9 protein-coding genes and 2 pseudogenes are annotated in these 11,296 nt (G+C 67.7%); 9 read left to right on the forward strand and 2 right to left on the reverse strand.

The window, feature by feature from the left end:
• The first annotated feature begins 438 nt into the window (after positions 1-438).
• The 4 genes from ACFU8W_RS51100 to ACFU8W_RS51115 all read left to right on the forward strand — a co-directional run bounded on the left by ACFU8W_RS51100 (position 439) and on the right by ACFU8W_RS51115 (position 4,059).
• Positions 439-945 carry a SigE family RNA polymerase sigma factor gene (locus ACFU8W_RS51100; RefSeq protein ID WP_384052684.1) on the forward strand — a complete coding sequence of 169 codons (507 nt, stop codon included), beginning with the start codon at positions 439-441 and terminating at the stop codon, positions 943-945.
• A 502-nt stretch (positions 946-1,447) separates the two neighbouring features.
• Complete coding sequence (locus ACFU8W_RS51105; protein ID WP_384052685.1) at positions 1,448-3,172, forward strand: dolichyl-phosphate-mannose--protein mannosyltransferase; 1,725 nt, start codon at positions 1,448-1,450, stop codon at positions 3,170-3,172.
• Between the two features lie 170 nt (positions 3,173-3,342).
• Positions 3,343-3,669, forward strand: a complete 327-nt coding sequence (locus ACFU8W_RS51110; protein WP_384052686.1) for a hypothetical protein — start codon at positions 3,343-3,345, stop codon at positions 3,667-3,669.
• A gap of 9 nt (positions 3,670-3,678) precedes the next feature.
• Positions 3,679-4,059: a hypothetical protein gene (locus ACFU8W_RS51115; RefSeq protein ID WP_384052687.1), complete on the forward strand. Its 381-nt coding sequence runs from the start codon at positions 3,679-3,681 to the stop codon at positions 4,057-4,059.
• Here ACFU8W_RS51115 and ACFU8W_RS51120 read toward each other — a convergent pair.
• Entirely contained in the window at positions 4,044-5,069 is a 1,026-nt protein-coding gene (locus ACFU8W_RS51120; protein WP_384052688.1) for a helix-turn-helix domain-containing protein, read from the reverse strand. The genes ACFU8W_RS51115 and ACFU8W_RS51120 overlap by 16 nt on opposite strands.
• 197 nt (positions 5,070-5,266) lie before the next feature.
• Here ACFU8W_RS51120 and ACFU8W_RS51125 point away from each other — a divergent pair, with 197 nt between their 5' ends.
• The 3 genes and pseudogenes from ACFU8W_RS51125 (at position 5,267) to ACFU8W_RS51135 (ending at position 7,714) form a co-directional block, all read left to right on the forward strand.
• The gene (locus tag ACFU8W_RS51125; RefSeq protein ID WP_384052689.1) at positions 5,267-5,647 is read left to right on the forward strand and encodes a hypothetical protein; all 381 of its coding nucleotides are present in this window, start codon (positions 5,267-5,269) and stop codon (positions 5,645-5,647) included.
• A gap of 134 nt (positions 5,648-5,781) precedes the next feature.
• Entirely contained in the window at positions 5,782-6,186 is a 405-nt protein-coding gene (locus tag ACFU8W_RS51130; protein ID WP_384052690.1) for a hypothetical protein, read from the forward strand.
• A 90-nt stretch (positions 6,187-6,276) separates the two neighbouring features.
• A pseudogene (locus ACFU8W_RS51135) lies at positions 6,277-7,714 on the forward strand (IS1380 family transposase).
• A gap of 408 nt (positions 7,715-8,122) precedes the next feature.
• Here ACFU8W_RS51135 and ACFU8W_RS51140 read toward each other — a convergent pair.
• Entirely contained in the window at positions 8,123-8,806 is a 684-nt protein-coding gene (locus ACFU8W_RS51140; RefSeq protein ID WP_345519900.1) for a TetR/AcrR family transcriptional regulator, read from the reverse strand.
• Positions 8,807-8,949: 143 nt separating this feature from the next.
• On the opposite strand from ACFU8W_RS51140, the gene ACFU8W_RS51145 reads away from it, so the two are divergent.
• Positions 8,950-9,900: a zinc-binding dehydrogenase gene (locus ACFU8W_RS51145; RefSeq protein ID WP_345519898.1), complete on the forward strand. Its 951-nt coding sequence runs from the start codon at positions 8,950-8,952 to the stop codon at positions 9,898-9,900.
• Between the two features lie 231 nt (positions 9,901-10,131).
• A pseudogene (locus ACFU8W_RS51150) lies at positions 10,132-11,296 on the forward strand (IS1380 family transposase); the annotation flags it as partial.

Below are 11,296 nucleotides of genomic sequence, written 5' to 3' on the forward strand. Positions count from 1 at the left end.
TTCCTCTTACCAAGGGATCCCGCCCTGCACCGCCAGAACCACTCATCTCGGACCGCCCTTGACTTGGCGGCTGCGACGCTAACTTCGTGGCATTGCTTCAACCGCATGATCGGCCATCTCTACCACTGCCTGGAGCACCGCGAGCTGTTCAACGCAGACCGGCGTTTGAGCCGGTGTCAGTCAGGCTCCGACGGCTGCACAAGGGGAGGGCGGGGCAGGCAAGTCGGACCGTGAGCACCGCCAGGACGGCGTGTGTGATCCACACCACATGGCGAGGGTGCATAGCGGGGTGGGGGCCAGCGTCTTTGTTAAAGGTGTAGGGGCGTGTCCGCGGTCCTGCGGCGGCGTACGTGGTCGATGACACGTGTGCTGCCCTGCGGCCCCACGTGGCTGCGTAGAAGCCGGCGTGCTCGGCAGGAAGGTAAGGGGTCGACGCTGATGGGGCAGTTGCGGGCCGATGAGTTCGACCGGTTCGTGGCGGCTCGATGGTCGACGTTGCTTCACCTGGCGCGGCTGCTCACCGGCGGAGACCGGCACCGGGCGGAGGATCTGCTGCAGGAGGCGCTCGTCAAGCTGTGGTTTGCCTGGCCGAAGGTGGCCGAGCAGGCGCCCGAGGCATATGTGCGTAGGGTCCTGGCCCGTGCCGCGGCTCGCTCGGCACGGCGTCGCTGGTGGGGCGAGCACCCCGTGGACCAGCTGCCCGACCCGCCCGAGGTGGGGGACGAGATCGCCACCGTGGACGAACGGACCCGGTTGGAGGCCATGCTGGCGTTGTTGCCGGCACGACAGCGGGCTGCGGTGGTGCTGCGCTACTACCAGGACCTGCCCGAGCAGCACGTCGCGGAAGTGCTGGGATGCCCGGTGGGTACCGCGCGTTCACTCACGGCACGCGGCGTTGCACGGTTGCGGCGGCTTCTGGCTGAGGCAGTCGAGCCGGTCGAGTGAAGAAGGAGCCATGGATCACTTCGAGCAGGAGCTGGCACGAATGATGCGTGACAGCCAAGAGGACACGCCCTACGAGGACCGGCACCAGTACCGCCTGCAAGCAAGCGTTCGCGCCCGCCAACGGGTCCGGACGGCCTGGATGGCCACCGGATCCGTGCTGACCATCGCCGGACTTGGAGTCGGACTGATGGTCCTGCCGAGCTCTTTCACTCAGGGCGGACCCACTGGTCCTCGGCCCCGCCCGGTCACCTCTGCCGAGTCGGTCCCGGTGCCGTCGACGGCCCGCCCCGCCTCCACTGCCGAGGGAGTGCCGATGCCGTACCTCCCCTCAACGCGCCGGCCTGTGCAGATGCCGACATGGACCTCAACCACCCAGGTAGCTCCTTGGCCAGGTTCAAGCGGTCCCGATCAGTGAGGACTGACTGAGCCGGCGTGACTACCACCGACCTCCGGGCAGCTGATCCCCGTTTGTCCTGCTCTCCACGAGTAGAAAGCTCACCGCGTGATCCATGAGAACGCGCCCGCGTTTGTCGACGAGCCACGGAAGGCGGCGAGTTGCCAGCCGATCTCCTGGGAGCAGCGGCTGCGCCGCTTCGGGCATGTCGAGCGCCCGCGTACGTCCGTGCGCGACCGCCTGGTCGTGCCGTTTCCCGAACCGGAGTCACGGCTGTGGCGCGCGCTCGGGCTGTCCCCGGTAGCGGCGTGCCGGCTGGCGCGCTGGTCGGGATGGGGCGGGCCGCTGCTGGTGGCGCTCCTTGCCGGGCTGCCACGCTTTTGGCGTCTGGGCAGCCCGTGGGCGGTCGTATTCGACGAGACGTACTACGCCAAGGACGCCTGGTCCTTGCTGCGGCTCGGCTACGAGAGCACCTGGCCGGACCGCAAGATCTCCGACCCGCAGATCCTGGCCGATCCCCAGGTGATCCCGCTCTCCGACGCCGGGGCCTTCGTCGCGCACCCGCCGATGGGCAAGTGGGTGATCGCCCTCGGCGAGTGGATGTTCGGCGTCACCCCGTTCGGCTGGCGCTTCATGACGGCGGTCCTCGGCACGCTGTCGGTGCTGATGCTGTGCCGAACAGGACGCCGCCTGTTCCGTTCGACACTGCTGGGCTGCCTGGCCGGAGCGCTGATGGCGGTGGACGGTCTGCACTACGTGATGAGCCGCACCGCTCTGCTCGACCTCGTTGTCATGTTCTTCGTACTGGCGGCGTTCGGATGCCTGCTCATCGACCGGGACAGTGCGCGGGCCCGGCTCGCGGCAGCCTTGCCGGTCGACGAGGACGGCCGGGTACGCCCGGACGGACACGCCGGTGACCGTGCCGGGGCGGGAGTGCGTCCCTGGCGGCTCGCAGCCGGCCTCTTCCTGGGACTGGCGGCCTCAACCAAATGGAACGGCCTGTACTTCCTCGCCTTCTTCGTGATCCTTACCCTGCTGTGGGACGTCGGCTCTCGCCGCGTAGCGGGGGCGCGGCGCCCCTACCGCGCGGTGCTGCGCAAGGACTTCGGCTGGTCGGTGCTGTCCCTCGTCCCGGTCGCTGCCCTGACGTATCTGGCGTCATGGACCGGCTGGTTCCTGTCCGACAATGGCTACGGACGCCACTGGGCGGACGGCCGCGGCGGCACGTGGTCGTGGATTCCGGCCCCGCTCCGCAGCCTGTGGCACTACGAGTACGGCGTCTACCGGTTCAATGTGGGGCTGCACACTCCTCACACGTACGAGTCGAACCCTTGGAGCTGGCTGGTCCTCGGCCGCCCGGTGCTGTTCCACTACGAGTCGCCAAATCCCGGGGAAGACGGCTGCCACGCGACGGCCGACTGCTCACAGGCGATCCTCGCCCTGGGAACACCGCTCCTGTGGTGGTCGGCATGTTGCGCACTCGTGTACCTGCTCTACCGATGGGCGCTGCGCCGCGACTGGCGCTCCGGCGCCATCCTGTGTGCGGTGGCCGCCGGTTATCTGCCCTGGTTCCTGTACCAGGACCGCACGATCTTCTCCTTCTACGCGGTCGTCTTCGTGCCCTATCTGAGCCTGGCCGTGACGATGATGCTGGGAGCCCTGCTGGGTCCGCCGGGAGCGGCCGACAAGCGCCGCATACGAGGTGCGGTGGCCGCAGGCGTGCTCGTCCTGCTCATCGCCTGGAACTTCATCTATCTCTTCCCGATCTATACCGGGCAGACGATCCCATATGCCGACTGGCGCGCCAGGATGTGGCTCGACACCTGGATCTGAGCCCGGCCGCAGGTACGTGTGGGCGACCTGTGTGCGCCCCCGACCGGACGGAACCGATTCGGCGACACTCGCCGGGGACATACGGATGGTTTCGAAGCGAGGAGCCCTGGCTGGTCCTCCGCAGTTCAAAGACGCGGAGCTCGGCTCCGCAGGACCCCGACGCCGGGGCCGTGAGCTTTCAGGAGTGCGCGCTCCTGTGGGTGAAGGAACGCCGTCTCTCGCAGATCACCGACGAGCTGTACCGGCGACTCCTGCGGCTGCACATCCTGCCGGCCTTCGACGACCTGGACCTCGACCAGATCACTGCGCCCCGCGTGCGGTCCTGGCGCTCGGAACGGCTCGACGCAACAGGTGCCGAGACCACGGCCGCCAAGAGCTACCGGCTCCTCAAAGCCACTCTGGAGACGGCCGCCGAGGATGAAGCGCCCCCTCGACCAGCCGCAGGTAGTCGAAGGCCGCGCCTAACTCGGGTGATGTCGGGCCGCGGTCGGCGTTAGCGTGCGGCAATGATCAGCAATGAAGGGGCACGCCTTGGCGCGGAGGCCGCACGACGCCTGGCACAGACAGGTCTCTATAGGTTCGAGCCTGGACTGACAGCAGCCGAGTTCGCGCGCATCGAGCGTGAGTACGCCTTCGAGTTCGCGGACGATTACCGCGCATTCCTCGCGGCAGGCCTTCCGGTCAATGTTCCTCCCGACGAGGGACAAACCTGGTCCAAGCCATGGCCTGAGTGGCGCGGCGGTGACCCAGAAAAGATTCGCGATCAGCTCGGCCGGCCGGTCGAGGGCGTACTCCTCGACGTTGAACACAACGACTACAGCTCCCACAACCCGTCCGGCACCAGCCGCTCCACGATCGCCACGACCGCAGCCTACCGGCCCAAATGAGATGACTTGTTACCACCGTCCACCAGTCGCGATCCTTCGGGGGAGCAGCTGTAAAGCACCAATCGGCCAGACCGGGCGCGGGTGACGAGGCCGGCTCGGTGCAGTACGCCCAGGTGGTAGGAGACCGTGGCAGGGCTCAGGAAGTGCTGTGCCGCCAGCTGACCGGTGGAGGCTGGTCGTGTCAGTGCGGAGAGCAGGCTGGCCCGGGTGATGCCGAGCAGTTGGGACATCTCGGCACGGGGGGCGGCTGGAGCTGTGACACCAGCGACGACTTTGTCGCGCACGGGATAGACGAGCACTGGGGGCCGTTCCTCGTCGTACGTAGGGTCCACGTGCGCGGCGGGCCTGGTTGCGACCAGTGACGGCATGACGACGACGAGGGGTACGTCAGGCAACACGATCCGCAAGCGGCTTTCGACGTGGAGGGTGCCGTTCGCCCACCTGATGCCCTCGTGGATGGAGTTGAACAACTTGGCCGCACCCTGTCGGACCAGCACGCCAGCGCATCGGTCAACTTCCGCGTCAAGTACGGCACCGGCGGCTTCCCAGTGTGGGGCGAAGGCCAGCTCCCAATAGCGCCGTAACTCGTCCGCTGCCTGCCTGGCCACCTGAGCACCGCCGCGTGCCATGGCCCGCCGCACCCCCTCTGGCAACTCGGAACCAGCGAGGCCGTTCAGCGGCCGCCCGACGCGCAACGCCTCCAATTCGTCCAGGACGCGTCCGGGCGGGGTGCGCCGGACCCGCTCCAACTCCTCCTCGATGGTCGGTGAGGGGCCGGTAGGAAACGGGTTGAGGAAGTCGGGCACGTATCCCTGCCCGGCGAGCGCTAGTTCCGACAACAACGGCAACCGGGCCCGACGCAGCGTGCGCCGTGCGCGAGCAACCCATGGATCGGCATGGGGGGCCGGCTGTAGGCCCCAGGGCAGCAGTGTCGCGACGACCTCGTGCAACGGCGAGACGGCGAAGCGGGTGCGGGCCAGTCCGGCAACGTCCACAGTGAGCTCGATCATGACTCCCCCGTTGTTCGCCACTCGTGCCTCGCGGCCATCCTTTCGAACCTGATCGAATCGTGGCACAAGAGGTCGCGATGGCCAGCCTGATCAACGCAGGCTGTGTTCCAGAGCTGGCGCCGGCTCTCGCCATCAGTCATGCAATCCGGAGGTTCTGACCACTCATGCGCAGGTTTCTCACCGCAGGCTCTCGCAGCATGAAAACGCACAGGCACATCGCCGTGGCCCTGTTCACCGCAGCGCTCGGCGCCAGCACGATCACCATCGCACCGGCGGCCCAGGCTGCCACCTGCGACGTGCAGATCGGTACGACCTACAAGAGCGGAAGCTACATCGTCGGGTACGGCAGTCTCAGCAACTGCCCGAGCACGTCGACCGCGAAGCTGACCGTCCAGCGATGGACTGGCCTGTATTGGAAGGACTACGCGACGGCCACCGCCCACCAGGGCTACGACACCTACGTCCGGCAGAACTGCAGCGGCACAGGCACCCAGACGTGGCGCACCCTCATCAGCGGAACGACCATCGGCGGCGAGTACCGGACGAAGGCGTCCAACCAGCTGCGGGTCTCCTGCTAAAGGAATGCTTTTGGGGGTGGTCACAGCCACTCGTTGATGGCCGCGACCACCCCGCACCGCTCGATATGGCTCAGTGCTCGCGAACGAACGGAAGCGTGCACGCGATATCCCATCCAAGAAGGAGACCAACAGTGATGACACGTCGTCGGATAACCACTCTCGCGCTCGCGGCAGTGTGTACTGCGGTGCCGCTGACCACCGTCTCCGCAGCCGAGGCTCACGCCGGAACGATCGGCGCCCTTGGCTTCGGCGTGACGAAGTGTACGGACATCGGAAATGGCAAAGTGTGCGCTACCGGCATCTCGGGTTCCCCTGCCGGTTATGACGCGGCCTACGATAAGCGGGAGGGGGCCACGGTGACCGCACGGTTCCAACTGATGTGCATAAATGGGTTCTCGAAATGGGATAACGGCTCTTTCACCATCTCGAAAGGCCAGAGGAAGAGCTTCGTCTTCTCGGTCGGTAACCAGGGGTCCTGCAAGGTGCTCCTGCACAGCGGCGGCACTGCCTATAGCAGCCCGTACGTAGTGATCCCCTAACCTCGCCGTTTCGGTTGAGATGAGGCCGGAAGCGGGGAGGGAATACGAAAGTGCCTTCTGAGCTGGGACGATGAACCTTGTCGAGGGGTTCTGTCGGTCCAAGCGGAAGGCACTTTCTGCGTGCAGGGTATCGGTTCTCGTCCCAAGCTCCACGTCTCCACTGACGGTTCGGGGGTGGTCGGGCACGCGGGCGCACGTTTGCTGGCGGATCTTGCCGATGCCACCGGTCTGACCACCGCCTACTCCACTGCGCTCAGGCCGCTGCGACCGCGTGGCACCGGGCACGATCCAGGTCGGACCGCCACCGATCTCGCGGTGATGCTCGCCGACGGCGGTGAGGCGATAGCGGATCTGGCCGTGCTGCGGGACCAGGGCGAGGTATTCGGACCGGTCGCCTCCACGCCCACCGCCTGGCGGTTGCTCGCCGACACCGACGGGGCAGTACTCGCTTCGCTGCGGGCGGCCCGCGCCTCAGCCCGGGAAGTCGCCTGGATGCAGGCCGCCGAGACCGGCCAGGGCATACCCGCCGTCCAGGCCGGCGGACGAGAGCTTCCCGGCCTGGTCCTGGACCTCGACGCCACGCTGATCACCTCCCACTCGGAAAAGGAACAGGCCGCGCCCACTTACAAAGGCGGCTTCGGCTTTCATCCGCTGCTGTGTTTCCTGGCGAACACCGGCGAGGCCATGTCCGGCCGACTGCGGCCCGGTAACTCCGGAGCCAACACCGCCGCCGACCACATCGCGGTGCTGGACGACGCCCTCGCACAGATCCCCGACGCTCACCGGTACGGCACCCAGATCCTGGTCCGCGCCGACAGCGCCGGATCCGCGAAAGCCTTCCTCACCCACATCCGGACCTTGCGCGAGCACGGGTTGAACCTGCGGTTCTCGGTCGGATACGCGGTCACCGAGCCGGTCCGTCGTGCAATCCGCTCACTGCCCGAAGCTCTCTGGCATCCCGCCCTGGACCAGAACGGGACACTGCGAGACGGCGCCGAGGTCGCCGAACTGACCGGCATGGTCGACCTCGCCGGTTACCCGGTCGGCACCCGCATCACCGTGCGGCGCGAACGACCGCACCCCGGCGCCCAACTGTCCCTGTTCGATCACGACGAGGGCCTGCGGCACCAGGTATTCCTTACCGATACCCCTTTACTCCGGCGGCGGCTCCGCACAGTTCCTTGAGGTCCGCCACCGCGGACACGCCACCGTCGAGGACCACATCCGGTGCGGCAAGAACACTGGCTTCGGCCGCTTCCCCTCCCGCCGTTTCGATGTCAATGCCACCTGCCTTGAACTCAGCCTCACGGCGATCGATCTCCTCGCCTGGGCCCGCGTCCTCCTGCTGGATGGCGAACTCGCCGCCGCCGAACCCAAGAAACTTCGCTACCGGCTGCTACACGTTGCCGCCCGCCTCACCCGCGGTGGACGCCGCCTCCGCCTGCGGATCTCGGCGACCTGGCCCTGGAGACACGAACTGGCCACGGCTTTCCACCGCCTTGCCGCACTGCCCCGACCAGTCGACTAACCTGCGGCCCCCCGCCCACCCACGACCCGAAGGACCCAGAGAACCCGACCATTGCGCCGGGACTCCACCATGCCCAGCCAACAGAATCGCCTCGACCACCCAACAGTTGATGATCAACGCAGCCGCCTCAGCCCAACCGAAACGGCGAGGCTAGCCTCGCCGTTTCGGTTGGGACGGCTGGCTTTGGGGCGGAAACGCGAAAGTGCCTTCCTGACCTGGGACGATGAACCTTGTTGAGGGGTTCTGTCGGTCCAGGCGGAGGGCACTTTCTACGTGCAGGCTATCGGGTTGCGTCCCAAGGTTCATGTCAGTGCCGGACGAGACCGAAGACGAGGTCATTGGGCGCTGCGTACCGGGGCGGGAATTCAGGGGCAGGCGTTGGGGCGCGCCCCAGGCGGAAGTCGCCGGTCAGTCAGTTCGGTGTGGCAGCCCGTAAAGGTCGTCGAGGCGGAGCGGTGCGGGCGGGGGCAGGGACGGCGCCCCATCCGTGGCCCGGCAGGACTGGAGGAAGTAGGCGAGCAGGCGGCGAGAGGCGGCCAGGGACGCCTCCGGGGACTGTCGCACGACGCCGCTGTTCGCCAGGAGCAGGAGGGTGACGTCGCTGGGATCGAAGTCCTTGCGCAACCGCCCTGTGTTCTTCGCGCGTTGTACCAGCTGGGCGAGTCCTGCCTCGGCGCGGGCGCGCTCGCGATGAAGGTCGGGATCGTCGGGAGACTCGCCGAGGAACGCGGCGCTGAACCCGCGGTCTTCGGCCTGCATCCTGCACACCTTGGCGAGGGCGGAGCAGAGACCGCGCCAGGGATCGTCGTCCCGTAGGGCCTCGTCCAAGGCTGCGACGCACTCGGTGAGCTGCTCGGAGAACGCCGCGGCGATCAGCGAGCCCCGGGTCGGGAAGTGCCGGTAGAGGGTGGCGGCGCCAACGCCGGCCCTGCGGGCGATGGTGCTGGAGGGTACGTCGGTGCCGTTGAGGGCGTACGCCTCGCGGGCGGCCTGGAGGAGCTGGGCGTGGTTGTGCCGGGCGTCGGCTCGCTGCCCCCGGACGGGGGTCCCGGCGGCGGACGAGGACTGGTTTCGAGACGGCTGAACAGGCATGTCTCTCACTTAACCACAAATGGAAGAGGTCGTCCGTTTAGCGGGTTAGCGTCTCTGGTGCCGCGGCATCGAGGTCACCGAGGACGTCTGAGCCTCGTTGTTCGGCAGCCACATGCGCGACAAAACACCTACGAGGAGACATCATGCGTGCAGTAGAGATCACCGAATTCGGTGGTCCGGAGAACCTCAAGCTGGTCAACCGGCCGGACCCGACCGCCGAGCCGGGCCATGCCGTATTGGCGGTGGCAGCGGCCGGGGTCGGCTTTTTCGATGTTCTGCTACGGCAGGGCGCCAATCCTGACGTCGGCACCGGCACCGTACCCGGTCTGGAGGTGGCGGGCACGGTGGTCGAGGTCGGTTCGGAGGACGACGCCGGGTGGGTGGGACGCCGGGTCTTCGCGACGACCGGACACGGCGGCGGCTACAGCGACCGCGCCATGGTGCCCGTCGAATCTCTCGTAGAACTACCGGAGGACGTCTCGTCCCATGACGCGGTAGCGCTCGGGGTGAATTCCCTGGTCGCCGCGGCAAGCGTGGAAAGGGCCGACGTCAGGGCGGGCGAGCGGGTGCTCGTTCGCGGCGCCGGTGGCGGGATCGGCGTGCTCACCACCCAGCTCGCGGCCGCTCGGGGTGCGACGGTGATCGCCTCCGTTCCCGACCGGTCCGTCGCGCAGCGGCTGTACGACCTGGGGGCCACGGAAGTCGTGGGCGTGGACGCGGTCGACCCGGGCCCGGACGGCCGCTATCACGCCGTCATCGACATCGTCGCCGGTTCCGACGTGGCCGACTTCATCCCCCTGCTCCGCCCGAACGGCAGGTACGTGATCAGTGGTGTCGTCGCGGGTGCCCCCACCCCCGACTTCGGCATGGCACTGTTCGCGAACTTCCAGCAGTCCTGGACCATCTCGGCCCTCAGTCTCTCCAGCGCGCCGTCGAAGACCGCCGCCGAGACCTTCGCACTTGTCTTCACCGACTTGCGGGAAGGCCGCCTGAAGCCGGTGCTGCACGGCACCTTCCCGCTGGACGAAGCCGCGGCCGCGCACACTCTGCTGGAGTCCCGCGCCGCCTTCGGCAAGATCGTTCTGACCGTCTGATTCGGCCATCCGGCTCGCCCGCGTCCGCCCCAGGCACGACTCCGCGGACAGGAGGACTGTGCGGGACGACGCGGGTGAGAAGTGGGCGCTCGCCCTCCCAAGTGACGAGACGGAACCGCTCCCGCCCGAGCTGAGCCGTTAGCCTCGCCGTTTCGGTTGGGACGGCTGGCTTTGGGGCGGAAACGCGAAAGTGCCTTCCTGACCTGGGACGATGAACCTTGTTGAGGGGTTCTGTCGGTCCAGGCGGAGGGCACTTTCTACGTGCAGGCTATCGGGTTGCGTCCCAAGGTCCATGTCAGTGCCGATGGTTCGGGGGTGGTCGGGCATGCCGGGGCACGGTTGCTGGCGGATCTTGCTGATGCCACCGGGCTGACCGCCGCGTACTCCGCCGCTCTCAGGCCGCTTCGGCCGCGCGGGACCGGGCATGATCCGGGCCGGGTCGCCACCGATCTCGCGGTGATGCTCGCCGACGGCGGTGAGGCGATCGCGGATCTGGCCGTGCTGCGGGACCAGGGCGAGATGTTCGGCCCGGTCGCCTCCACGCCCACGGCTTGGCGGTTGCTCGCCGACACCGACGAGGCTGCACTCGCTTCGCTGCGAGCGGCCCGCGCCTCAGCCCGGGAAATCGCCTGGATGCAGGCCGCCGAGACCGGCGAGGGCATACCTGCCGCTCGGGCCGGCAGACGAGAACTTCCCGGCCTGGTTCTGGACCTCGACGCCACGCTGGTTACCTGCCACTCGGAAAAGGAACAGGCCGCCCCGACCTATAAGGGCGGCTTCGGCTTCCATCCGCTGCTGTGTTTCCTCGCGAACACCGGCGAGGCCGTGTCGGGGCGGCTGCGGCCCGGTAACTCCGGAGCCAACACTGCCGCCGATCACGTTGCGGTCCTCGACCAGGCGCTCGCGCAGATCCCCGACGCTCACCGGCACGGCACCGACATCCTGGTCCGCGCCGACAGTGCCGGATCCGCGAAAGCCTTCCTCGCCCATGTCCGCGACGTGCGGAAACGAGGAATCCGCACCTTCTTCTCAGTCGGATACGCGGTCACCGAGCCGGTCCGCCGCGCGATCCGCTCGGTGCCCGACCGCCTCTGGCATCCCGCCCTGGACCAGGACGGGACCCTGCGTGATGGCGCCGAGGTCACCGAGCTGACCGGGATGGTCGATCTGGACGGCCATCCGCCCGGCACCCGCATCATCGTGCGCCGGGAGCGGCCGCACCCCGGAGCCCAGCTGTCCCTATTCGATCAGGACGAGGGCCTGCGGCATCAGGTGTTCCTCACCGACACCCGCACTCCGGCGGTGGTTCCGCCCAGTTCCTGGAGGTCCGTCACCGCGGGCATGCCACTGTCGAGGATCACATCCGGTGCGGCAAGACCACCGGCTTCGGCCGCTT

Source organism: Streptomyces sp. NPDC057565, assembly GCF_042801455.1.
Lineage (GTDB): Bacteria > Actinomycetota > Actinomycetes > Streptomycetales > Streptomycetaceae > Streptomyces > Streptomyces yanii.